Genomic DNA, 24082 nt, shown 5'->3' on the forward strand with positions numbered 1-24082 from the left:
TCCGTTTTGGTACTTCTCTCGTTCTTTCTCCCCGGCAGGCGGACCGGCCGGAAACCTTGCTGGCGCCCCTGATTCTAGGCCCCGCGGCTACTCTTCCATCATGTCCGGCGTCACATTCGCCTCAGTGCCAGGAATCCCCAGGTCCACGGCGCGCTTGTCGGCCATGGCCAGCAACCGGCGGATGCGGCCGGCAATCGCATCCTTGGTCATGGGCGGATCGGCCAAACGGCCGAGTTCGTCGAGGCTGGCCTGCTTATGCGCAACCCGCAGCTCGCCGGCGTACTTGAGGTGCTCGGGGACGTCTTCACCCAAGATCTCCAACGCGCGGTCCACACGGGCGCCGGCAGCGACAGCCGCCTGGGCCGAGCGACGCAGGTTGGCGTCGTCGAAATTCGCCAGCCGATTGGCCGTTGCCCTGACTTCTTTGCGCATGCGGCGCTCTTCCCACTTCATCAGCGCGTCATGCGCGCCCATGCGCGTCAGGAGCGCGGCGATTGTGTCGCCGTCGCGAATGACCACGCGGTCCACTCCCCTGACCTCGCGGGCCTTGGCCTGGATCCCGAGGCGGCGGGCGGCACCGACCAGCGCCAGGGCCGATTCGGGGCCGGGACAAGTGACTTCCAACGACGACGACCGGCCCGGCTCCGTGAGGGAGCCGTGTGCCAGGAAGGCGCCCCGCCAAACGGCTTCCGCGTCGGCGGCGGATCCGTTCACGACGACGGATGGCAGGCCGCGGACGGGGCGGCCCCGTCCGTCAAGCAGCCCGGTTTGGCGGGCGAGGGCCTCGCCGTCGCGCACCACACGCACAACGTAACGGTTCCCGCGTCGAAGGCCGCCGCCGGAGACCACGATGATTTCGGCCTGGTGGCCGTAGACCTCCGAGATGGCTGTCTTGAGCCGACGGGCCGTGGAAGCGAGATCGACCTCGGCTTCGATGACGATCCTGCCGGAAATGATGTGTAGTCCGCCTGCAAAGCGAAGTGTGGCTGATACCTCGGCCTTTCGCACCGAGGACTTCTTGATGTCCAGCCGGGACAGCTCTTCCTTGACGTCCGACGTCAGTGCCATTGGACCTTCCTAACTGTTCCCGAAGATATCGTGGTAAGCCGCAGCGAGGCGCAGGGGATCATGGACGGGCCTGCGGCGCGACGCACCTACTTTACCGAAGACAACTTCGGCGCCGATCATTCCCGCCGCCTTTTCGAACGCATTGATGTCAGACACTGCGTCCGGGTCAGCCAGCACCACGTCCACGCTGAATTCCGGGGCGTACCGGCGCAGCACGTCGAGGTGGTCCGCAGCGGTCATGCCCGAGGTTTCCTTGGTGTCCGGCGCGAGGTTCATGGTGAGGCACCTCTTGGCGGCCGTGTTGCATAGCGCAGTCCGCAATTCAGGCAAGAGCAGGTGCGGCAACACCGAGGTGTACCACGATCCGGGGCCAAGGATGACCCAGTCCGCAAGCTCAATGGCCGTCAAAGCCTCAATGCAGGCGGGCGCAGCCTCAGGTATCAGACGGACCTCTTCCAGTTTCCCCGCTACTGCGCATTTGGCCTGGCCTCGCAGTGTTTGAACTTCCCAGCCGCCGCCGGCGGATGGCACGCGTACATCGCCTTCGATGGTCAGGGGGACGCTGGACATCGGCAGCACCTGGCCTCGCGCACCCAGGAGCGCACCTGCCCACTTCAGGCCGCCAACCGTATCTCCCAGCAATTCCCACAAGGTCACAATGAGCAGGTTGCCCATGGCATGATCGTCCAACGACCCGTTGCCCCGGGGCGACCGGAAACGGTGTTGCATCACGTCGCGCCACGTTCGCCCCCAGTCCGTGTCATCGCAGAGCGCGGACAAGGCCATTCGCAGGTCTCCGGGGGGCAGGACACCGTACTCCTCGCGGAGCCGCCCGGACGAGCCGCCGTCGTCCGCTACGGTGACTACCGCCGTCAGTTCGGAGGTCAGCAGCCGCAGCGCGGAAAGGGAGGCCGAAAGGCCGTGGCCACCGCCCAGGGCCACCACTGAAGGATTCTTGCCCTGCTGGCTGCCGGGCGTTCCCGAAGGCGGGACAAGCGGCAGCGGGCCGGTCAGCACCCCCATTATTCGCGGCCCAAATCGCGGTGCGTCGTGGTTACGGTGACCCTTGGATATTGCGCCAGCCGCTTGGAAAGTTCGACGGCGACCGCAACCGAACGGTGCTTGCCACCTGTGCAGCCGACCGCGATGGTGGCGTAGTGCTTGTTCTCGCGACGGTAACCGTCCAGTACAGGCTCGAGCGCCTGGACATAGCGGTCCACAAAGCTTCGGACTCCATCTGCGTCGAGCACGTAGTCGCTGACATCGGCGTCGAGGCCGGTGTGGGGCCGCAACTGCGGAACCCAATGGGGGTTGGGGATAAAGCGGGCGTCGGCCACGAAGTTGGCGTCCACGGGGAGGCCGTACTTGAAACCGAAACTCATGATGTTCAGGCGGAGAGCCACCGGCCCCGTTTCACTGAACAGTTCGGTAATGGCGGTGGCCAGGCCGTGAACGTTGAACGTGGAAGTGTCCAGGATGATGTCCGCGGAATCCCGAAGTTCCTTGAGCACCTCCCGTTCGGCTGCGATCCCGTCGAGGATCCGGCCCCCACCCTGCAGCGGGTGTGGACGCCGGCCTTGTTCGAAGCGGCGGACCAGCACGTCGTCCTTGGCGTCCAGGAAGAGGACCCGGAACGTCACACCGCTGGCACTAAGCGCGCCCAGCGCCGTCCTGATGTCCGTGAAGAGGCCCTTGCTACGCACATCGACGACGACGGCCAGCCGCGGAATCGACTGTGGAGCGTGGGAAACGATGTCTGCCAAGGTTCCGAGCATTTGGGGAGGAAGATTCTCCACAACGTACCAGCCGTGGTCCTCCAAGGCGTCGGAGGCCGTACTGCGGCCGGCTCCGGACATTCCGGTGACCACCAGCAGTTCCGATTCCACGGGCTTGATGGGCATGAGGCCCTCCTCGTCCGTTATCCCGGATTCTGCCATTGCGTCTGCCATCGGTGCTGCCCCGTTTCTGCCGTTCAGTGGTCTGGTGGCGCTGCCCGCCGTCGGGTGTCCGGCGCGGCCGGAAATCCGGTGCGCCAGAGCGCCGTAGAGCCGTGGCGCTCCTGCCTCCCCACATGCGGCAGCTTCCCCTCAACCCTAACTAAGAATCGAGGATTTCGCCGGTTGTCATGTTCACCGATGGTGCGGCGTCTTTTGCGGTGTCTCCGGCCAGATGGCTGACAATGGCTTCCGCGAGGGTCGGTCCAATGCCCTTGGCCTCAGTAAGCTCGAGCGCCGATGCGGCTTTGATCTTCTTGAGCGATCCGAAATGGGCCACGAGGGCCTTGCGCTTGGCTTCCCCCAGGCCGGGGACCCCGTCCAGCGCAGACACGGTCATCGCCTTCCCGCGCTTTTGCCGGTGGAAGGAAATAGCGAAGCGGTGCGCCTCGTCACGGATGCGTTGCAGGAGGTACAGTCCTTGCGATGTTCTTGGCAAAATCACCGGGAAGTCGCTGTCCGGGAGCCAAACTTCCTCCAGCCTCTTGGCCAGGCCCACCACGTAGACGTCATCGATGCCAAGCTCGGTGAGGGCGCGCGCCGCGGCGTTAACCTGCGGCTTGCCGCCGTCGACCACCACCAGGTTAGGCGGGTAGGCAAACTTGGCTTTTGTTTCCGTGAGGACGGCAGTTGCCGTCCCGCCGCCGGCCGTGGCCGCCTGGCCAACCTCGCCGGGAATCTCCCCTGAAACGGGCGGCTGCGCCGCTTTGTCCACTAGATAGTGCCGGAAGCGCCGCGTCAAGACGTCGTGCATCGCCGCGGTGTCGTCAACGGCGGCGGAACCCGTGATCGAGAACTTGCGATAGTCGGACTTCTTGGGGAGCCCGTCTTCCACCACCACCATCGAGGCAACAACGTTGGTTCCTTGGACATGGGAGATGTCGAAGCATTCGATGCGAAGCAACGGTACGGGAAGCTCAAGCGCCTCCTGGAGCTCCTGCAGGGCCAGGGATCGTGTGGTGATGTCACCCGCGCGCCTGACCTTGTGCAGTTTCAGTGCATGCTCGGCGTTCTCCCGCACCGTACCCATCAGGGCGGCCTTGTCCCCGCGCTGCGGAACACGGATGGCAACCCTGGCTCCGCGCAGACCGCCCAGCCATTGGGCCAGCTCGTCACTGTTGCTGGGCATCTCCGGGACGAGGACTTCGCGCGGGATCCGGCCCTGGTATTCGGCATCTTCGCCGTAGACCTGTTGAAGCAAGTGCTCGATGAGTTCCGCCGTCGTGGTGTCCTCGACTTTCTCCACCACCCAGCCGCGTTGACCGCGGACCCTGCCGCCGCGGACGTTGAATACCTGCACGGACGCCTCAAGCTCGTCCTCATGCAGGGCGAAGAGGTCCGCGTCTGTATCTTCAGACAGTACAACCGCGTTGCGCTCGAAGACCTTCCGGAGGGCAATGATGTCATCGCGGAGCCGGGCGGCGCTCTCGTAGTCGAGTTCCGCGACTGAGGCCGCCATTTCCTTTTCCAGCTTGTTGATGAATCGTGTTGCCTCGCCGCCCATGAAGGAACAGAAGTCCTCGGCGATGGCGCGGTGCTCCTCCGGCGTTACCCGGCCTACACACGGCGCGGAACACTTGTCGATGTAGCCGAGCAGGCATGGACGCCCGGAGGCTTGCGCCCGCTTGAGGACACCGGGGCTGCAACTTCGCACCGGAAAGACGCGGAGCAGGGTGTCCATGGTCTCACGGATGGCGCCGGCAGTGTAGGGCCCAAAATAGCGGTTGCCTTTGCGCCGCTCGCCGCGCATTACCTGGACCCGGGGTAACTTCTCCCCCATGGTAACCGCGAGATAGGGGTAGGTCTTGTCGTCGCGGAACATCACGTTGAACCGCGGTTTGAATTCCTTGATCCAGGTGTATTCAAGCTGCAGCGATTCGAGTTCGCTGCCTACTACCGTCCACTCAACGCTGTTGGCTGCGTGCACCATGGCGTGCGTTTTAGGCATGAGGCCCGCAGGGTTGGCGAAATACGAGTTGAGCCTTGAGCGAAGGTTCTTCGCCTTACCCACATAGATCACCCGGCCGTGCGGGTCGCGGAAACGATAGACGCCCGGGTTGGTGGGTATTTCGCCGGTGTTAGGCCGGTAGCTCGATGGATCTGCCACTATTCAAGTCTAGTAAGTTCGGGCCCGACGCCTTGACCTTCAGCAGTGGTCAGCAAGCCGCTTATTCGGATGACTTGCTTTGGTTGTAGCTGGTGGAGCGCTCTTGGCCGCTCAACTCCGCGATGGCGTCCATGATTTTGTCCGTCACCTGGCGACGGGCGGGCAAAGAGTGATCGGGCCCCGTTTTGTCGAAATAGAGCGGCCTTCCCACCTTCATGGAGAAGTGCTGGGGGCGGACCGAATTCTTGTCCACGGGTTGGAGCTTGTCAGTGTCGATCAGCCCCACCGGCACTACAGGTGCACCCGTGGTCAGGGCAAGCCAGCCGACACCGGTACGGCCGCGGTACAGGATGCCATCGCGGGACCGAGTCCCTTCGGGGTAGATCCCCACACCCTTACCGCTTTCCAGGATGTCCAGGAGTGTCTTGAGGGCCGCGACGCTTGCTGCCTGCTCGCCTCGTTCTACGGGGATGGATCCAACGCCTTCGAAGAACGATTTCATCACGCGTCCCTTGAAGCCCTTGCCGTTGAAGTACTCGGCCTTGGCGAAGAACGCCACCGAGCGGGGCATCAGCGCCTGGATGATGACACTGTCAAAAAAGGACAGGTGATTCGGAGCAACAATAAAGGGACCTTCCTGAGGCACATTTTCCAGTCCAACTATCGTGGGTCGGCACGTGCCCGAGATCAGGCCACGGGTTGTCCAGCGGATTGCCTCAAAGACTGCCATCGTTGTGTACCTCGCTCAGGGCTGCCGTCCGGACAGCGTCAAATTCTTCAAGTTTGCCGCGTAACTCACCTGTGCTCCCGACGACGGCCACCGCACCGGCCGCTTCCAACTCACCAGGGCGCGCGAAACCCCAATCCACGCCGATGCAGTCCAGTCCATTGGCCATGGCACCGGCTACGTCCTGGTGCCGATCCCCTACCATCACGGCTGCTTGAGACTCCAGATCGCCCAATGCGGCACCAACAATGTGGATCTTGTCCGAGGCAGTGTTGGCGCCAAGAGACTCGTCGTCTGATGCGCCACGGATCGAGACGAAATGATCCGCAATGCCATGATGCTCCAGCACTACCCGCGCTAGGCCCTGCGGCTTCTGCGTGGCCACTGCGGCCGGCCGGCCCGAGTCAGTGAAATGCACCAGCAGTTCGCGGATTCCGGGATACAGGCGGCCTTGTGCAATGCCCGTTGCCCGGTAATGGGCGCGGTAGCGGGCGATGACCTCATCCACGAGGTGGAGCGGAACCTGGGCAATGCGCTGCAGTGAGTCGCTCAGTTTCGGCCCGACCATGGCGTCCAGTACAGGCTGGGGCGGCACGGGCAGCCCCAGTGAGGCCATGGCTTCGGCGATACCGCCTGTGATTCCTCCGGCGGGATCGACAAGGGTGCCGTCCAGGTCGAAAATTACGGGCACCGTCGTTTGAGTCACCGGGTTAGTTTCTCATGAGTCACGGCATGCCTGAAACTCACATGCCTGGCAAGGAATACATTCCGCGACTAGCTGAGGATTTCCGCTAGGAACACCCCAGTATGGCTTTCGGGGCTTGCCGCCACTTTTTCAGGTGTCCCGGTAGCCACAATGCGACCGCCACCGGAGCCCCCGTTGGGGCCAAGATCGACAATCCAGTCCGCCGACTTGATGACGTCCAGGTTGTGCTCGATGGTAATGACCGTGTTGCCCTTTTCCACCAGTCCCTGAAGGACCATCAGAAGCTTGCGGATATCCTCGAAGTGCAGGCCTGTTGTGGGTTCATCCAGCACATACACGCTGCGTCCGTTGGACCGCTTCTGCAGTTCGGAGGCCAGCTTGACGCGCTGGGCCTCGCCGCCGGAGAGCGTCGTGGCTGGCTGTCCCAGCCGCACGTATCCGAGTCCGACGTCTACGAGCGTGTTGAGGTGCCGGGCAATCGGAGTGAACGCCGCGAAGAACCCCGCCGCTTCCTCAATAGGCATGTTCAGCACGTCCGCAATGGTCTTGCCCTTATAGTGCACCTCAAGCGTTTCCCGATTGTACCGGGCACCGTGGCACACCTCGCACGGAACGTAGACGTCCGGAAGGAAGTTCATCTCGATTTTCAGCGTTCCGTCACCGGAGCATGCCTCGCAGCGCCCGCCCTTGACGTTGAAGGAGAAGCGGCCGGGCTGATAGCCGCGCACCTTTGCCTCTGTGGTCTCAGCGAACAGCTTCCGGATGTTGTCGAATACGCCCGTGTAGGTGGCCGGGTTGGAGCGCGGGGTCCGTCCGATGGGGCTCTGGTCGACGTGCACCACCTTATCCAGGTGTTCGAGACCTGTGACGGTGCGGTGCCGACCCGCTACCTGCTTGGCTCCGTTTAGTTTGTTGGCGAGGACCTTGTACAGGATCTCGTTCACCAACGTGGACTTGCCTGAGCCGCTGACGCCGGTGACCGCAGTGAAAAGCCCCAGCGGGAATGCGGCATCGATGTTGTTGAGGTTGTTTTCCCGCGCGCCGACGACCTTGAGCTCACGCTTCTTGTCATAAGGGCGGCGCTTGGCAGGCACCTCAATGCTTCGACGGCCGGCGAGGTAGTCGCCGGTTATGGAGTCAGGGTTGTCCAGCAGTTCCTTATAGGTTCCGGAATGGACTACCTGGCCCCCGTGCTCGCCCGCGCCCGGTCCGATGTCGACCACCCAGTCGGCCTCGTGGATGGTGTCTTCATCGTGCTCGACGACGATCAGCGTGTTCCCAAGATCACGGAGCCTGGTGAGTGTTTCGATCAGGCGGCGGTTGTCCTTCTGATGCAGGCCGATGGAGGGTTCGTCCAGGACATAGAGGACACCAACCAGGCCTGAGCCAATCTGCGTCGCAAGACGGATGCGCTGCGCCTCACCGCCGGAGAGCGTACCGGAGGGGCGCTCGAGGTTGAGGTATTCAAGGCCAACGTCCAAGAGGAACGTTAGGCGCGCATGGATCTCCTTCAGGACCTGGTGCGCGATCTGCGATTCACGGTCGGTCAGTTCCAGGTTTCCGAGGAAGTGGGCACATTCACGCATGGGAAGCGCACAGACTTCGGCGATGGACTTACCGTTGATCAAAACCGACAGCGACGCCGGGTTGAGCCTGGCGCCGTTGCACTCCGGGCAAGGCACCTGCCGCATGTATTCTTCATAGCGATCGCGGGCCCAGTCGGAATCGGTCTCCCCGTGTTTCCGATGGACGTACTGAATGGCGCCCTCAAAGCCCGTACTGTACTTGCGCTCCCGGCCGAAGCGGTTGCGGTATTGGACCACCACCTTGTGGTCTTTACCATGCAGTACCGTCTGCTGCACGGATCGAGGGAGATCCTGCCAGGGCGTGTCCATGGAGAAGCCCAGCTCATGGGCCAAACCTTCCAGGAGCCGGTTCCAATACTCCGTGGTGGCCGTGCCAAGCGACCATGGGGCAATGGCACCTTCGCCCAGGGACAGCTCCGGATTTGGCACCACGAGTTCTTCATCAACTTCCAGCTTGGTTCCGATGCCCGTACAGGCAGGGCAAGCCCCAAATGGGTTGTTGAAGGAAAACGAGCGTGGTTCGATCTCGTCAATGGCAAGGGGATGCTCGTTGGGGCAGGCAAGGTTCTCCGAGAAGGCCCTAAGCCGCGCCGGATCGTCTGCGTCCAAGTCCACGAGTTCAGCCAGTACCCGGCCTTCGGCGAGACCCAGCGCGGTTTCGATCGAGTCGGTGAGCCGCTGGCGTATGCCCTCCTTGACCACCAAGCGGTCCACCACCACTTCGATGGTGTGCTTGAACTGCTTGCCAAGCTTGGGCGGCTCACTCAGCTGGATCAATTCACCGTCCACGCGGGCACGGGAGTAACCCTTTGCTGTGAGTTCCTTGAATAAGTCCACGAACTCGCCCTTGCGCCCGCGGACTACGGGAGCCAGGACCTGGAAACGCGTTCCTGCTTCCATCTCCTGCAGCTGATCCACGATTTGTTGCGGAGTCTGGCGGGCGATGGGCTCATGGCACACTGGACAGTGGGGACGGCCAATGCGTGCCCAGAGAAGACGCATGTAGTCGTAGATTTCGGTGATGGTGCCCACCGTGGACCGCGGGTTCTTGCTGGTAGATTTCTGGTCGATGGACACTGCCGGGGACAGGCCCTCGATGAAGTCCACATCAGGCTTGTCCACCTGGCCGAGGAACTGCCGCGCATAAGCAGAAAGTGATTCGACATACCGGCGCTGGCCCTCTGCGAAGATGGTGTCAAAGGCCAGGGACGACTTACCCGAGCCTGACAGCCCGGTAAAGACGATCATGGCGTCCCGCGGCAGATCCAGGTCCACGTTCCGGAGGTTGTGCTCACGGGCACCCTTCACCACGAGCCGAGACAGGTCATGCCTTTCCGGCGTGGGAACAGTCTTCAAGGTTGCACGCGATTCATGCGATTCCAGGCTGGTGTGTAGATCTTTGATGACGGGTTCTTCGGCAGCAGCTTCTGCGACGGCTTTGGGCACCCACCTATGCTAGTCGAAAACGTCTTCGAATTTCCATGCGATGTTCGCCACTCCCGGAGGCCCCTACGGAGCAAGCGTCAGTCGGCGTCGTACGCCGCAGCCAAGAGCTGGACCGCCTCAGCGAAGTTCGCCCCGCTTGACTTCGCCGCAGCGGCGTAAGCGGCCGCTGCATCGGCCAGGGCGCCCAACCTGCCGTCGCGTGCCCGGACCACCGTGCCGTTCCTTCCGCGCGTTTGGACCACGCCTGCGGTTTCCAATTCCTTGTAAGCCCTGGCGACCGTGTGCGGCGCGACGTCAAGGGCGGTTGCGAGGCTGCGTACGGCAGGGAGCCTGGTTCCCGCGGCAAGGGAACCGCTGTCCACAAGTTCGATGATGCGCAGCCGCAGCTGGTCAAACAACGCCACAGTACTGGACTGATTAGGGCGCCAGGCACCCGGAAAGCCCATACCCAGACTCATTCGGGGCTCCCCAAGGCTTCACCGGATGTCTCCGGGGAAACATAGCCTCTCACCGCGCGCGCCGGGCGGCATCCACCGATACTTCCTAGGTCCATGACGAGAATTACATCAGCGTCGGGCATGCCGGACAACCCGGGTCCTCGGCACTGGCGACGCAAGCTATTCGGATTTGCGGGCTACTGCGAAAACCCGACGGAACGGAAACACGGTTCCGCGCGGTGTCCGGGGGTAGGCCTTCCGCAACATTTCGGCGTATTCCAGCTCAAATTCCGCCGCCTCTGGTGCTGGCAACGCGGCGAGCACCGGTCGCAATGCCGTTCCCCGCACCCAATGCAACACGGCATCCTCGCCCGGAAGGATCTGCAAATATGTTGTCTCCCACGCGTCGGCCTGGCATCCGGCGTCGAGCATGATGTCCAGATACTCGGACGGTTGGCCGACGGCGTCGTCATGCCGCAAGACCTCCGACAGGAGGTCCCGCCACCGTGCGGAGGCGGCGAGTCCACGCATCAGCGCATGCGACGGAGCGTCGAAGTTCCCGGGAACCTGCATTGCGAACCAGGCATTTGGTGCCAGATCGCGAAGCCAGGAACGCATCAGGTCCCGGTGCTCCGGTACCCATTGGAGGGCTGCATTGGTCACCACCACATCGGTGTCCCGGTCTGGCACCCAGTCGGCGATGTCGCCTCGCCGAAAGGCCAGATTGGACAGCCGCTCAGCCTGGACGGCTGCCTTGGCCAGCATCTCTGGTGATGAATCCAGGCCGACGACGGCGGCATGCGGCCAGCGTCCCGCCAGCACCGCCGTAAGGTTGCCGGGTCCGCAGCCGAGATCGACCACTCCACGCGGTTCCACTGCGCCAACCCTCGCAATCAGCTCGTGAAATGGACGGTCCCTGTGGTCCCCGAACCTGGCATACGTTCCCGGATCCCATTGCATCGCTCTTGCTCCTCGACTCAGTGCTGGCGTCGGTGAGCCCGAGCTTGCGGGCCACGGTGCCAATACCGGCGAGCCTACCGGAGTTTCCGGGGCACTAAGCTGGGAGGCAATGAGACTTCTTGACCAGCTCCCCGGGCCAGCCGGCCCGGCCCACGGCCGCTCCGACGTCGACCCTGACGAGGTTTACTCACGCTTTGTTGATTGGACGGTCAGCAGGGGCCTGGAGTTGTATCCCGCGCAGGACGAAGCAATTATGGAATTGGTCGGCGGGTCAAACGTCATTCTTGCCACCCCCACAGGTTCGGGTAAATCGCTGGTTGCCGTGGCCGCGCATTTTGAGGCGATGGCACGGGGTGTGCGCAGCTACTATACGGCGCCGATTAAAGCCTTGGTTTCGGAGAAGTTCTTCGCGCTGTGCGACATTTTCGGAGCTGACAACGTCGGGATGATCACGGGCGATTCCGCGGTGAACCAGGAAGCCCCCATCATCTGCTGCACGGCCGAGATCCTCGCAAATATCGCGCTCCGTGAGGGAAACGCTGCCGACGCCGGTGCCGTCATCATGGACGAGTTCCACTTCTATGCCGACCCGCAGCGCGGATGGGCCTGGCAAGTACCCCTGCTGGAACTGCCGCAGGCCCAGTTCCTCCTAATGTCCGCCACTTTGGGCGATGTGACCCGCTTCGAGGAAGGCCTCACTGCCCTGACCGGCAGGACAACGACGACGGTGAGTTCAGCCGAGCGGCCCATCCCCCTTCACTATTACTACGCGGAGACTCCCGTCCATGAGACGCTCGAAGAACTGCTGACTACAAAGCAGGTCCCGGTCTACGTGGTCCATTTCAGCCAGATCGAAGCGATCGACCGCGCCCAGAACCTCATGAGCATCAATATGTGCACCCGGGAGGAGAAGGACCGCATCGCCGAGCTGATTGCCGGATTCCGCTTCGCCGCGGGCTTCGGCAAGACGCTGAACCGGCTAGTCCGGCACGGCATTGGGGTGCACCATGCCGGAATGCTGCCCAAGTACCGCCGCCTCGTGGAGCAGCTGGCGCAGGCCGGGCTGCTGAAAGTAATTTGTGGCACGGACACGCTGGGCGTTGGTATCAATGTACCCATCCGGACGGTGCTGCTCACCGCCTTGAGCAAATACGACGGCGTACGGACCCGGTTGCTCAACTCGCGTGAGTTCCACCAGATTGCCGGCCGGGCAGGCCGCGCAGGTTACGACACCGCCGGAACCGTGGTGGTCCAGGCTCCCGAGCACGTTGTCGAAAACGCGCGGGCTATGGCCAAAGCCACCGCCAAGTTTGGAAACGACCAGCGCAAGCTCCGGCAGGTAGTCAAGAAGAAACCGCCTGAAGGCTTCGTGTCGTGGGGCAAGGCAACGTTCGACAGGCTTGTGGAGTCGGCGCCGGAGCCGCTCGCCTCGAGCTTCACCGTCACCCACGCGATGCTGCTTAACCTGATGGAGCGGCCAGGCGATCCGTTCGTTGCTGCCCGTAAGCTACTCACCGAGAACCACGAAGGCAGGCCGGCCCAGCTTCGCCTCATCAAGAGAGCATTCGGAATTTACCGCGAACTCCTTGCGGCAGGCGTGGTGGAACGCGTCCCCGAAGACCAGCGGGAGACGGAGGGCCGCGCCGTGCGGCTCACGGTTCATCTGCAGCCAAACTTCGCGCTTAACCAGCCGCTCTCCCCCTTCGCCCTGGCGGCACTGGAGTTGCTGGATCCCGAGTCTCCTTCGTACGCCTTGGACGTAGTGTCCGTGATTGAGTCGACGCTGGAGAAGCCGCGCCAGATCCTGTCAGCCCAACAGAAGAAGGCCCGCGGCGAAGCTGTGGCCGCCATGAAAGCTGACGGCCTGGACTACGAGCAGCGTATGGCCGCCCTGGACGACATCACCTATCCCCAGCCGTTGGCGGACATCCTTGGCGAGGCTTTCGAGGTGTATCGGAAGGCGGCCCCTTGGGTGGGCGACTTTGAGCTGACCCCCAAGTCGGTGATCCGGGATATGTACGAGCGCGCAATGAACTTTGGCGAGTTCGTGCAGTTCTACGGGCTGGCCCGATCCGAAGGCATCGTGCTGCGGTACCTCGCTGACGGATTCAAGGCCTTGCGGCAAACCGTACCCCAGGACGCGCTCCGTGAAGACTTGGAAGACCTGGTTTCCTGGCTCGGCGAGATGGTCCGTCAGGTCGACTCGAGCCTCCTGGACGAATGGGAAGAGCTGGCATCCGGTGCCGCTCCCAAGCCCCACGACGCGCCGCCACCGCCGCCGCCCTCGCTCACCTCAAATATTCGCGCCTTCCGGGTGATGGTTCGCAACGAGATGTTCCGCCGCGTCGAGCTGTTCGCGGATGAGGACTCCGCTGCGCTTGCAGAGCTCGACGGCGGCAGCGGCTGGGACGCGGACCGCTGGGAAGACGTGCTGGACGACTACTTCAACGAACACGACGATATCGGTACGGGTCCTGACGCGCGCGGCCCGGCACTGCTGATCATCAACGAAGAGCCGGGACTGTGGCGGGTCCGCCAGATCTTTGACGACCCTGCCAGCCACCACGACTGGGGTATTTCCGCGGAAGTCGACCTTGCCGAGTCGGACGCCTCCGGCACCGCCGTCGTCCGCGTGACGGCAGTCAACAGGCTGTAAACCGGCAGTAGACTCGAGGGCATGAGTGTAATCCGCCCCGCAACCGTTGACGACGTTCCCGCCATCCTCCGTATGATCCATGACCTGGCGATCTATGAAAAGGAACCGGACGCGGTCAAGAACACCCCGGAGAAATTGCGGGACGTACTGTTCGGAGAAAGCCCGCGGGTTTACGCGCACATGGCCGAAAACGAATTAGGAGAAGTGCAGGGGTTCGCCCTCTGGTTCCTGAACTACTCCACGTGGGAAGGCGTCCACGGCATCTACCTTGAGGACCTCTACGTTATGCCGGAGGCTCGCGGGGAGGGCCATGGCAAGGCTCTGCTCCAGCATCTTGCGGCCATTGCAGTCGAACGTGGTTACGCCCGCGTTGAGTGGAGCGTCCTTGATTGGAACGAGCCTTCCATTGCTTTTTACCGCAACCTGGGGGCTGCGCCCATGGCGGAATGGTCAACGTTCAGGCTAACGGGTGAGGCCCTGTCCGCCTTTGGTGCAGCGCGTCAGGTTCCCGTTCATGGCTAATACGGCCACAGCCGTCCACACGAAGGGCGCTGTGCATGAATTCCGTGGCATGCGGACAATCGAGCATTGGTTTCAAGTGCCCCTGGACCACAGCGACGCGAGTGCTGACGGCGAGCAACTGACCATTTTCGCCCGGGAGTACACGTCTACCGAGCATTCAGCGGAAGAGGCGTTGGACCTCCCCTGGCTGCTCTTCCTTCAAGGTGGTCCCGGCGGACGCGGCAACCGTTCGACATCACTTTCCGGTTGGATGAAGGCCGCCGCGCGTTCATTCCGGATCCTGATGCTGGACCAACGAGGCACCGGGCTCTCACAACCTGTGGATCGTCACAGCCTGCCTTTGCGCGGCGACGCGACCCAGCAGGCCGAATACCTGGAACATTTCCGGGCCGATTCCATCGTGGCCGACGCGGAACTGATCCGCGAGGCCTTGGGATCCGGTCCTTGGACGGTTTTTGGGCAGAGCTACGGCGGCTTTTGCGCCCTAAGCTACCTGTCCTTCGCTCCGCAGGGCCTTGAACAAGTGCTCATCGCTGGAGGCCTCGCTCCCCTGGCCGGTCCAGCCGATCAGGTTTACCGAGCCACATTCGAGCGCGTCGCTGCCCGCAACGAAGAGTATTTCAGGTGGTATCCGGAAGACCGGTCAGTAGTCAACCGCATCGCCCGGCACTTGGAGCAGGTGCCGGAGTGCCTGCCGGACGGCTCGCCACTTACCGTAGGCCGGTTCCAGATGGTTGGATCCTTCCTCGGCGGAAACACCCGGGTGCACGGCCTGCACCACCTGCTGGAGGACGCCTTTGTACCAACGCCAGTCGGCGAACGGCTTTCCGACTCATTCCTGGAACAGGTCCGCGGCATCGTAACCCGCGCGCCCAACCCTCTGTACGCCGTCATGCACGAGTCGATCTACGCCCAGCGTGGGGCAACGGACTGGGCGGCGTGGCGGATCCTCGAAGAATTCCCGGAGTTCCACCCGTCCGCCCAAGAGCCTCTGCTGACTGGCGAGATGGTCTACCCCTGGTACTTCGACCACGACCCGGCGCTGGTTCCTCTCGCCGACGTCGCCGAGATACTGGCGGCCAAGGATAACTGGGGACCGCTCTACGACGTTGTCCAACTGGCTCGGAATGAGGTGCCCGTGGCAGCCGCGGTCTATCGCGACGATATCTATGTCGACTACGGGCTTTCCATGGAAACGGCTGCGGCGGTCCGGGGACTTCGGACATGGGTAACAGCCGATTTCCACCACGATGGAATTTCCGATGATGGCGAGGGAATTTTCACGAGGCTCCTGGGGATGGTCCGCGGGACCGCAGCCGACGAAGGCTAGAGTCCTAGGCGCGGACTCCCGTCCGGCTCCTCGCCGTGAAAAACACTGCTGCGGCGAGCACACCCGCGGCAACGACGCCCGCAGCCACGTTCAATCCGGCGTAACCTGCTGCCGCCAGGACTGGACCGGAGATGGCGCCTCCAATGGCTCCGGCGGCACCCATCGCAGTATCGGAAACACCTTGCACAACCACTCGATCAGGCATAGCCACGCTCTCGGCCAACAGGGTGGACCCGGAGATCGTGGTGGCCGACCACCCGAGGCCCAGTAGTACCAACCCTGTGGCGACGGCCGCCGCCTGCCCCTGGCCAACACCAGCGACTCCCACCGCCAGCACCAACAAGGCGCAGCCCAAGCTCATGGTTCCGGCACGCCCGATCTTGTCTGTCAGCCAGCCCATCAGCGGGGATAACGCGAACATTCCCGCGATGTGCAATGAAATAGTGAAGCCAATGATTACCAGTGCGTCCGTTCCAGCAACATGCGAGGAGTGCGTTGCAGATGCGCCGGTGACGAGGGCCTGTAGGTGAACCGGAGTCATAGACATCACGCCGACCATCACGGCGTGTGCGGCGACGATTGCGGTCAGGGCCAGGATTGCAGGCCGGGAGCCCCGGACGGCGCGCAGACCACGCATGAGGGTGTTACCGGTAGGCGCGGCGTTACCGACCCCACCGGGCATGGTTTCCTGCGCGTCCTCTGTGACCGGTTCCCCCGGGGTCGCCGCCAAGGCCCTCGCCAGCAGCAGCGGATCCGGCCGGAGTGCGGTAACCAGGAGGAGGCAGGACAGGACCAGCCCGGCCGATGAAATCACGAATGGTCCGGCGATGGGCGGCAGCCCCAGCGCCTGTCCAACGACGGCGCCCGGCTGGATGAGATTGGGACCGGCCACAGCTCCGATGGTGATTGCCCACACCACTACGGATAGGGATCTTCCCCGGTGGTCGGCGTCCGCGAGGTCCACAGCGGCGAACCTCGCCTGAAGGTTGGAGGCGGAACCAACGCCGACGCCGGCCGTCCCCAGCAGGAGTAACAGTAGCCATCCGGAGATGACTGCAAGGATGATCAGCAGGGCGCCCGCAAGGGCCGCCAATAATCCGGTAACCAGCCCGATCCGCCGGCCTTTTCGTTCAGCCAGGGACGCCAACGGCAGGGCAGTCAGCGCGGCAGCAAGTGTCATCACAGTGGCGGCGGATCCTGCCCAGGCTTCTGTTCCCGACAGGTCTACAGCGAGCAGCGATCCGATTGACACAGTTGCTCCTGTGCCGATGGCGCTAAGGATTTGGGCGGCGCTCAGGAGTGCAAGCGTGCGCCGCTGGACGCGGCGAACATCAGGCAAGGCGTTGGGAATCGTTGCCATCTACCGAGAGTAGACCAACGAATGATGAAAAACAGCCCTGGTCCCGAACTGAACTGGTCAGGCGGGACCCGGGCTGCTTTAACTCGGATTATGGCTTAGTCGACGTCGCTCATTGAACGGCTTTTGCGGGCATCCTCTTCGAGCCTCGCGTCCAGCTTGGACCGCTGGGCTGCAGGGCTGAGGAGGCTTGCGACGACCGCCACCAGGATGGTGCCAATGATGATCGCAAGAGACACATACGTGGGGATTTCCGGTGCCCATTCGATGTGCTGGCCGTTGTTGATGAATGGAAGCTCGTTGACATGCATGGCGTGCAGCACTAGCTTGACGCCGATGAAGGCGAGAATCACCGAGAGTGCGTGCTTGAGGTAGATGAGCTTGTTCATGAGGCCACCGAGCAGGAAGTAGAGCTGGCGGAGGCCCATCAGGGCAAAAATGTTGGCCGTGAAGACGATGAACGCGCTCTGGGTCAGGCCAAAGATCGCGGGGATGGAATCGACAGCGAAGAGGAGGTCGGTCATGCCGATAGTGACGAACACTATCAGCATCGGCGTAAACACCTTTCTGCCGTTCAGGGTGGTGCGCAGCTTGCCTCCATCGAACTTCTCCGACATCGGGATGACTTTGCGGATCCGCGCGATGAGAGGGTTCTCCCGCTCCTCTTCGTCTTCGCCCTCGTCCTGGGTTTGCTTCCACGCTGTCCACAGCAGGAAGGCGCCAAAGATGTAGAAGACCCAGCTGAACTGCTCGATCACAAAGGCGCCAAGCAGGATGAATATTCCGCGCAGGATCAACGCGATGATGATCCCCACCATCAGTACTTCCTGCTGATACTTACGAGGCACGGAGAAGCGGGCCATGATGATGATGAACACAAACAGGTTGTCGATGCTGAGGCTGTATTCGGTTACCCAACCGGCAATGAATTGACCGCCAAACTCTGCCCCGGTGAACGCGAACATCGCCCCGGCGAACACCAGTGCCAAGGCAACGTAGAACGCCACCCAAAGCCCTGCTTCCTTCATGGACGGCTCGTGGGGTCGTTTCAGGACAAGTAGCAAATCGGTGAGCAGGATGAGGCCCAGCACAACAAAGGAGCCCACCTCAAACCAGACGGGAAGTTCCACAAGGTACCTTTCGCAGGGTGCACAAAACGGAGTAAGTCTCTCCGGCCGCCTATGCATTCGTGCTGAAATCGGCGTCCCGCTGCGCCCGGCGAGGCATCTGTGCCTTGCGTGCTGACGGACGAAGCGCTTGGGATACTCCCCTACGTGTTCACCACTGTACCTTAGGCGTGGCCTGCCGACTGCATCTGCCTCAGCTCCCGCTTTAGCTCGCTGACTTCGTCCCGTAATCTGGCGGCGATTTCGAACTGCAGCTCAGCGGCAGCGCTGTGCATTTGCTCCGTTAGCTGTTCGATGAGCCCCACCAGATCCTCCGCGGGCGCGGCGGCCAGGCCGTCAGCCCGTACGGTAGCCGCCCCCTTGGAGCCGCTGCTGGTACGGCGGCCCCCCTTGGCCAGCCTGTTGTTGTTGAGGAGTTCTTGTGTGTCGGCGTCTTCGCGGGCCAACTGGTCGGTGATGTCTGCGATCTTCTTGCGCAGTGGCTGGGGATCCACGCCGTTCTCTTTGTTGAAGGCAACCTGGACCGCGCGGCGGCGGTTGGTCTCCTCAATGGCCAGTGCCATGGAGTCAGTGATGCGGTCCGCGTACATGTGTACCTGCCCGGACACATTTCGCGCTGCACGGCCAATGGTCTGGATTAGCGAGGTGGATGAACGCAGGAAGCCTTCCTTGTCCGCGTCGAGGATGCTCACCAGGGAGACTTCGGGCAGGTCAAGGCCCTCACGGAGCAGGTTGATGCCCACAAGAACGTCAAAGCTGCCCAGCCTCAGTTCCCTGAGCAGCTCGACACGGCGCAGCGTGTCAACGTCGGAGTGGAGGTATTGGACCTTGACGCCGTGGCCCAGCAGGTAATCCGTGAGGTCCTCAGCCATCCGCTTGGTGAGCGTAGTGACGAGGACTCGTTCGTCGCGCTCCACCCGGTTGCGGATCTCGCCGAGGAGGTCGTCAATCTGGCCTTTGGTCGGCTTGACGACCACCTCCGGATCAACAAGGCCGGTGGGCCGAATGATCTGCTGGACAACGCCGTCGGACTTTCCAAGTTCGTACTTGCCGGGCGTGGCGGAGAGGTAGACGGTCTGCCCGATGCGCTCCAGGAACTCGTCCCATTTCAGCGGCCTATTGTCCATGGCAGAGGGCAGACGGAAGCCGTGGTCCACCAGCGTGCGCTTGCGGGACATGTCCCCCTCGTACATGGCGCCGATCTGCGGGACTGTGACGTGCGACTCGTCAATGACCAGGAGGAAATCATCAGGGAAATAGTCCAGCAGGCAATGCGGGGCAGTCCCGGGTCCGCGTCCGTCTATGTGCCGGGAGTAGTTCTCGATGCCGTTGCAGAACCCCATCTGCTGCATCATCTCGAGGTCGTAGGTGGTCCGCATTCGCAATCGCTGGGCCTCCACCAGTTTGTTCTGTCCCTCGAGCACCTTGAGCCGATCAGCCAGTTCGTCCTCGATTCCGGCGATGGCACGCGTCATCCGCTCCGGCCCCGCAACATAGTGGGACGCCGGGAAGACATACATTTCCGTTTCTTCCCGAAGTACTTCGCCCGTGACGGGATGCAGCGTATGGATGGCCTCGATTTCGTCGCCGAAAAATTCGATCCGCAGTGCCAGTTCCTCGTACATGGGGATGATCTCCACGGTGTCCCCGCGGACGCGGAACGTTCCACGGTGGAAGTCCATGTCATTCCGGACATACTGCATGGCGACGAACTGGCGAAGCAGGTCATCGCGGTTCAGCTCAGCACCCTGCTTCAGCGTGACCATGCCCGCGATGTATTCTTCCGGCGTACCCAGGCCATAGATGCACGAAACCGTGGCCACAACAACAACGTCCCGGCGGGTCAGCAGGGCGTTGGTGGCCGAGTGCCGCAGCCGCTCCACTTCCTCGTTGATTGAGGAATCCTTCTCGATGAAGGTATCCGTTTGCGGAACGTAGGCTTCCGGCTGGTAATAGTCGTAGTAGGAGACGAAGTACTCCACTGCATTGTTGGGCAGGAGTTCACGAAATTCGTTAGCCAACTGTGCCGCGAGCGTCTTGTTCTGGACTAAAACCAATGTGGGCCTCTGCACCTGCTCAATGACCCAAGCGGTTGTGGCACTCTTACCGGTACCGGTGGCGCCGAGCAGCACAACGTCCTTTTCGCCGTTCTTGATGCGTTCCGTCAGTTCCGCGATGGCCGTCGGCTGGTCGCCCGCAGGCTTGTACTCGCTGACTACCTCAAAGGGCGCCACAACACGGTTGATCTCCTGGGCAAGGCTCATGGAACAAATCTACCGCCGCCCACTGACAGTTTCCCTACTCCTTTGGGCTGAGCGGGAGCTGGCTAAGGCGCTCAGGAATATGACGGCGTCTTCCAGCCCGACTGAGCCGCCCAAGAATTCATGGCAGGAAAAGCGACGTCGGTAAACCATGCTTCCTTGGCCGAAGCGTAGGCATGCGTGGAGGATTCCCCTTGATGCAACTGCATGAGCCGCTGCTTCTCGGCCAGGTACGCTGCCACCGCGTCCGGATTGGCCCGGAGCCAGTCGCGGAAGAGCAGCGCGTACCGCCACCCCGGTGATCCGACCTTCCGCACGTGCAGGTTCACGGCCCTGCCGGGATCCGCATTGGCGTGGAACCGCTTTTGCCAGCTGCCGGCGTCGAAGTCGGGGGCTTTGGGCGTGTCCTGTTCCGCACCTTTCTGGCGCGGAAAACCCGCCGCGACGAGCAGCGGCGCAATCCTGTCGGCGTCGTCAAGGTCTTTCACCGTGAGCTGCAGATCCAGAACATCCTTCGCAGGCAAGCCCGGCACCGCCGTGGACCCGATGTGGTCGATTGCCACCGCGGCATGCCCGACGGCGGCGCGTAGCCTCCCTGCGATTCGTTCGGCCTGCGCCGGCCAACTGGGATCCGGCGGAACAAGAACGGCGGGCCCGCTGCGGTCTGCGCGTACCTGGCGGAGGAGATTGTCCGTAAAGGGGACCAGCCGTTGCGTCCAGAGCGAGTCCACCAGGGCCAGCAGGGACTCAACAGACCCGGAGTTGTCCAGAACCACATCGGCGGCCGCCAGACGTTGGTCCCTGGAGGCCTGTGCCGCCATGCGTGCCATCGCGTCCTGCGGCTCCATCCCGCGCAGCCGAACCATACGGTCCAGCCTTAGTTCATCCGGTGCGTCCACAACCACCACCAGATGGAAGGCGTCGCCCTGTCCGGTTTCCACGAGCAACGGAATGTCCTGGACCACGATGTCCCCCGGCGCAGCTTCCGAGAGGATGGCAGCTGCACGCGCCCGAACGAGCGGATGGATGATGCCGTTGAGCACCTCCCGTTGTTCGGGCTCGGCGAACACGATCCGACCCAGGGCAGGCCGGTCCAAAGTCCCCTCGGCGGTGAGGACCCCGTGACCGAATTCCCGGACCACACGATCCAGGCCTGCCGTGCCCGGGGCCACGACGTCCCGGGCAAGGACATCAGCATCCACAAGGATGGCACCGAGTTCCTTTAACCGTGTGGCTACCAGTGATTTGCCGGAAGCAATGCCGCCTGTGAGTCCGATCTTCAGCACCACTCAAGACTAGACTGGACCGGTGCCGGACGAGGAACAAAGCAGAACCACCAGCTATACGACATTGGCGCCGGGCCAGGACTTCAGGCAGGAACTGGAGATCAAGAGGTCCCGGTTCATCACAGTCCTTCGCAGGGCATCGGATGAAGATGGCGCCCGGGCACTGGTGTCCGATCTGCGCAAGGAATTCCATGACGCCCGGCACCACTGCTCAGCGTTTATCCTCGGCCCGGACCGTACGGTCCAGCGTTCCAGCGACGACGGCGAACCGTCCGGGACCGCCGGTATTCCGATGCTCGAAGCACTCCTGAAACGCGAGACCCGCCCGGGTGTAACGGACCTCAGTGACGTGAGTGCCGTCGTCGTACGCTACTTCGGCGGGATCCTGCTGGGAGCGGGTGGCCTGGTCCGGGCCTATTCTGAATCCGTCTCGTCGGCGTTGGAAGCGGCGCCGCTGGTGCAACGACGGCGGCTCCGGGTCTGCGCAGTGCGGGTACCGCACGCGGCTGCCGGGAGGCTGGACAACGACCTCCGTGCATCCGGGTTTGCCATGGCGGAAACCAACTACGAGGAGCAGGAGACCGTCCTGCGGCTTGCAATCCAGGACATCCCCGAAGAACTCGCTTCAGCCCGAGACCGCGTGGCGGCCCTCACGGCGGGTGCCGCGAAACTGTCCCCTGAAGGCACCGAATGGATTGACGTGCCTTCCATGTGATGCTCGACGGCGGTGCGGCACCGGCTGCTGGAAGCCGCAAGACGACGAATGGCCGCCCCCGAAGGGACGGCCATTCGTTTTGCTAGCTCAGTTGAGCGGCGACCTTAGTTGCCGGTCAGCTTCTCGCGCAGTGCGGCGAGAGCTTCGTCGGACGCCAGGGTGCCGGAGCTGGACTCGGAAGCAGCAGGCTCCGAGCTGTAGCTGGTCGGGGCAGCCTCGTTGTCGCCGGCAGCCGCAGCGGCGGCGTCGTCGGCAGCGTGCTGTGCAACCTGCTTCTTGTGGGCTTCCCAACGGGCCTGGGCGTCAGCGTACTGCTGCTCCCATGCGGCACGCTGAGCCTCGTAGCCTTCGAGCCATTCGTTGGACTCGGGGTCGAAGCCCTCGGGGTACTTGTAGTTACCCTCTTCGTCGTACTCGGCGGCCATGCCGTACAGGGCCGGGTCAAACTCGGTGCTGTCTGCGTCAACGCCCTCGTTAGCCTGCTTGAGGGATAGCGAGATGCGGCGGCGCTCGAGGTCGATGTCGATGACCTTGACGAACAGCTCGTCGCCAACGGAGACAACCTGCTCGGCCAGTTCGACGTGGCGGACAGCCAGCTCGGAGATGTGGACGAGGCCTTCGATGCCGTCTTCGACGCGAACGAACGCACCGAACGGAACCAGCTTGGTGACCTTACCCGGGACAACCTGGCCCAAGGCGTGGGTGCGGGCGAAGGTCTGCCACGGGTCTTCCTGGGTGGCCTTGAGGGACAGGGAGACACGCTCGCGGTCCAGGTCCACTTCGAGAACCTCGACGGTGACTTCCTGGCCAACTTCGACAACCTCGGACGGGTGGTCGATGTGCTTCCAGGACAGCTCGGAAACGTGAACCAGGCCGTCTACGCCGCCCAGGTCCACGAATGCACCGAAGTTGACGATGGAGGACACGACACCAGGGCGAACCTGGCCCTTCTCCAGCTTGTTGAGGAAGGTGGAGCGGACCTCGGACTGGGTCTGCTCGAGCCATGCACGGCGGGACAGGACCACGTTGTTGCGGTTCTTGTCCAGCTCGATGATCTTGGCTTCGATCTGCTGACCGATGTACGGAGCCAGGTCGCGGACGCGGCGCATCTCGACCAGGGAGGCGGGGAGGAAGCCGCGCAGACCGATGTCCAGGATGAGGCCACCCTTGACAACCTCGATGACGGTACCGGTAACGACGCCGTCTTCTTCCTTGACCTTCTCGATGTCGCCCCAGGCGCGCTCGTACTGTGCGCGCTTCTTGGAGAGGATCAGGCGGCCTTCTTTGTCTTCCTTGGTGAGCACCAGGGCTTCGACCTGATCGCCAACGGCGACAACTTCGCCGGGGTCAACGTCGTGCTTGATGGAAAGCTCGCGGGAGGGGATGACACCTTCGGTCTTGTAACCGATGTCGAGCAGGACTTCGTCGCGGTCGACCTTGACGACAGTGCCTTCGACGAGGTCTCCGTCGTTGAAGTACTTGATGGTGGCGTCGACTGCTGCGAGGAAGTCCTCGGCGGTGCCAATGTCGTTTACTGCGACGACGGGGGCACCGGTCTTCTCGGTGGAGGTGATGGTCATGTAGTAGGGGCTCCGTTGTGGATAGTGTGTCGGTCAGGCAAACCGCCGGCATCCCGCGGACGGGCTGCCGGACACGGCGAAAACCGGGTCATCCTGAATTGTGGATTGTTAAAAAACGCGCACCCAGTACGCGCCCGTTCATTCTAGTGGCAGCCGCCAACCGGGGTCAAAACCACCAACTATGCCTGCTTCAGAAGTGGTCAGGCAGCGCACGGCT

At 62.7% G+C, this 24082-nt stretch carries 18 protein-coding genes; 4 read left to right on the plus strand and 14 right to left on the minus strand.

Going from position 1 to position 24082, the window contains the following annotated elements; translation table 11 throughout:
* Positions 1-87: 87 nt before the first annotated feature.
* From whiA to LD110_RS01775, 9 genes are all read right to left on the minus strand, one after another.
* Positions 88-1068 carry a DNA-binding protein WhiA gene (whiA, locus tag LD110_RS01735; RefSeq protein WP_225495915.1) on the minus strand — a complete coding sequence of 327 codons (981 nt, stop codon included), beginning with the start codon at positions 1066-1068 and terminating at the stop codon, positions 88-90.
* A gap of 9 nt (positions 1069-1077) precedes the next feature.
* A complete protein-coding gene (gene yvcK, locus LD110_RS01740) occupies positions 1078-2091 on the minus strand; it encodes a uridine diphosphate-N-acetylglucosamine-binding protein YvcK (protein ID WP_225495917.1) in 1014 nt (337 codons plus the stop codon).
* Positions 2091-3017: an RNase adapter RapZ gene (gene rapZ / locus LD110_RS01745; RefSeq protein ID WP_225495919.1), complete on the minus strand. Its 927-nt coding sequence runs from the start codon at positions 3015-3017 to the stop codon at positions 2091-2093. The genes yvcK and rapZ overlap by 1 nt, the downstream gene beginning before the upstream one ends.
* Before the next feature lie 148 nt (positions 3018-3165).
* Positions 3166-5169 carry an excinuclease ABC subunit UvrC gene (gene uvrC / locus LD110_RS01750; protein WP_225495921.1) on the minus strand — a complete coding sequence of 668 codons (2004 nt, stop codon included), beginning with the start codon at positions 5167-5169 and terminating at the stop codon, positions 3166-3168.
* Between the two features lie 61 nt (positions 5170-5230).
* Positions 5231-5899, minus strand: a complete 669-nt coding sequence (locus tag LD110_RS01755; RefSeq protein WP_225495923.1) for a 1-acyl-sn-glycerol-3-phosphate acyltransferase — start codon at positions 5897-5899, stop codon at positions 5231-5233.
* On the minus strand, positions 5886-6602 hold the full coding sequence (locus tag LD110_RS01760) for an HAD hydrolase-like protein (protein ID WP_225495925.1): 717 nt from the start codon (positions 6600-6602) through the stop codon (positions 5886-5888). Before LD110_RS01760 ends, LD110_RS01755 begins: the two co-directional genes overlap by 14 nt.
* Positions 6603-6670: 68 nt before the next feature.
* Positions 6671-9571 carry an excinuclease ABC subunit UvrA gene (gene uvrA / locus LD110_RS01765; protein WP_225496415.1) on the minus strand — a complete coding sequence of 967 codons (2901 nt, stop codon included), beginning with the start codon at positions 9569-9571 and terminating at the stop codon, positions 6671-6673.
* Positions 9572-9711: 140 nt separating this feature from the next.
* Positions 9712-10092 (minus strand): GntR family transcriptional regulator, encoded by a 381-nt coding sequence (locus LD110_RS01770; protein ID WP_225495927.1) that lies wholly within the window; start codon positions 10090-10092, stop codon positions 9712-9714.
* 159 nt (positions 10093-10251) lie between these two features.
* The gene (locus LD110_RS01775; RefSeq protein ID WP_225495929.1) at positions 10252-11031 is read right to left on the minus strand and encodes a trans-aconitate 2-methyltransferase; all 780 of its coding nucleotides are present in this window, start codon (positions 11029-11031) and stop codon (positions 10252-10254) included.
* Between the two features lie 109 nt (positions 11032-11140).
* Here LD110_RS01775 and LD110_RS01780 point away from each other — a divergent pair, with 109 nt between their 5' ends.
* From LD110_RS01780 to LD110_RS01790, 3 genes are read left to right on the plus strand one after another with little or no spacing between them, the layout of a single operon-like run.
* Complete coding sequence (locus LD110_RS01780; RefSeq protein ID WP_225495931.1) at positions 11141-13687, plus strand: RNA helicase; 2547 nt, start codon at positions 11141-11143, stop codon at positions 13685-13687.
* Between the two features lie 21 nt (positions 13688-13708).
* Positions 13709-14209 carry a GNAT family N-acetyltransferase gene (locus LD110_RS01785; protein WP_225495932.1) on the plus strand — a complete coding sequence of 167 codons (501 nt, stop codon included), beginning with the start codon at positions 13709-13711 and terminating at the stop codon, positions 14207-14209.
* Positions 14202-15539, plus strand: coding sequence for an alpha/beta fold hydrolase (locus LD110_RS01790; RefSeq protein WP_225495933.1), 1338 nt, complete (start codon positions 14202-14204; stop codon positions 15537-15539). The genes LD110_RS01785 and LD110_RS01790 overlap by 8 nt, the downstream gene beginning before the upstream one ends.
* A 4-nt stretch (positions 15540-15543) precedes the next feature.
* Here the strand turns inward: LD110_RS01790 and LD110_RS01795 are convergent, their stop codons facing one another.
* From LD110_RS01795 to coaE, 4 genes are all read right to left on the minus strand, one after another.
* Positions 15544-16899 (minus strand): MFS transporter, encoded by a 1356-nt coding sequence (locus tag LD110_RS01795; protein ID WP_225495934.1) that lies wholly within the window; start codon positions 16897-16899, stop codon positions 15544-15546.
* 95 nt (positions 16900-16994) lie between these two features.
* Positions 16995-18026: a TerC family protein gene (locus LD110_RS01800; protein ID WP_225495935.1), complete on the minus strand. Its 1032-nt coding sequence runs from the start codon at positions 18024-18026 to the stop codon at positions 16995-16997.
* 161 nt (positions 18027-18187) lie between these two features.
* A complete protein-coding gene (gene uvrB / locus LD110_RS01805; protein WP_225495936.1) occupies positions 18188-20287 on the minus strand; it encodes an excinuclease ABC subunit UvrB in 2100 nt (699 codons plus the stop codon).
* A gap of 71 nt (positions 20288-20358) precedes the next feature.
* Entirely contained in the window at positions 20359-21570 is a 1212-nt protein-coding gene (gene coaE / locus LD110_RS01810) for a dephospho-CoA kinase (RefSeq protein ID WP_225495937.1), read from the minus strand.
* Positions 21571-21592: 22 nt separating this feature from the next.
* Here coaE and LD110_RS01815 point away from each other — a divergent pair, with 22 nt between their 5' ends.
* The gene (locus LD110_RS01815) at positions 21593-22285 is read left to right on the plus strand and encodes a YigZ family protein (protein ID WP_225495939.1); all 693 of its coding nucleotides are present in this window, start codon (positions 21593-21595) and stop codon (positions 22283-22285) included.
* 104 nt (positions 22286-22389) lie between these two features.
* On the opposite strand, the gene rpsA is transcribed toward LD110_RS01815, so the two are convergent.
* On the minus strand, positions 22390-23865 hold the full coding sequence (rpsA, locus tag LD110_RS01820; protein ID WP_225495941.1) for a 30S ribosomal protein S1: 1476 nt from the start codon (positions 23863-23865) through the stop codon (positions 22390-22392).
* Positions 23866-24082 lie beyond the last annotated feature (217 nt).

The organism is Arthrobacter sp. M4 (genome assembly GCF_020251205.1).
Lineage (GTDB): Bacteria > Actinomycetota > Actinomycetes > Actinomycetales > Micrococcaceae > Arthrobacter.

Bases quoted from the DNA above. Each gene is read 5' to 3' on its own strand.
- whiA (WP_225495915.1), bottom strand. From the start codon at position 1,068: ATGGCACTGACGTCGGACGTCAAGGAAGAGCTGTCCCGGCTGGACATC.
- yvcK (WP_225495917.1), bottom strand. From the start codon at position 2,091: ATGGGGGTGCTGACCGGCCCGCTGCCGCTTGTCCCGCCTTCGGGAACG.
- rapZ (WP_225495919.1), bottom strand. From the start codon at position 3,017: ATGGCAGACGCAATGGCAGAATCCGGGATAACGGACGAGGAGGGCCTC.
- LD110_RS01755 (WP_225495923.1), bottom strand. From the start codon at position 5,899: ATGGCAGTCTTTGAGGCAATCCGCTGGACAACCCGTGGCCTGATCTCG.
- LD110_RS01770 (WP_225495927.1), bottom strand. From the start codon at position 10,092: ATGAGTCTGGGTATGGGCTTTCCGGGTGCCTGGCGCCCTAATCAGTCC.
- LD110_RS01775 (WP_225495929.1), bottom strand. From the start codon at position 11,031: ATGCAATGGGATCCGGGAACGTATGCCAGGTTCGGGGACCACAGGGAC.
- LD110_RS01780 (WP_225495931.1), top strand. From the start codon at position 11,141: ATGAGACTTCTTGACCAGCTCCCCGGGCCAGCCGGCCCGGCCCACGGC.
- LD110_RS01785 (WP_225495932.1), top strand. From the start codon at position 13,709: ATGAGTGTAATCCGCCCCGCAACCGTTGACGACGTTCCCGCCATCCTC.
- LD110_RS01790 (WP_225495933.1), top strand. From the start codon at position 14,202: ATGGCTAATACGGCCACAGCCGTCCACACGAAGGGCGCTGTGCATGAA.
- LD110_RS01795 (WP_225495934.1), bottom strand. From the start codon at position 16,899: ATGGCAACGATTCCCAACGCCTTGCCTGATGTTCGCCGCGTCCAGCGG.
- uvrB (WP_225495936.1), bottom strand. From the start codon at position 20,287: ATGAGCCTTGCCCAGGAGATCAACCGTGTTGTGGCGCCCTTTGAGGTA.
- rpsA (WP_225495941.1), bottom strand. From the start codon at position 23,865: ATGACCATCACCTCCACCGAGAAGACCGGTGCCCCCGTCGTCGCAGTA.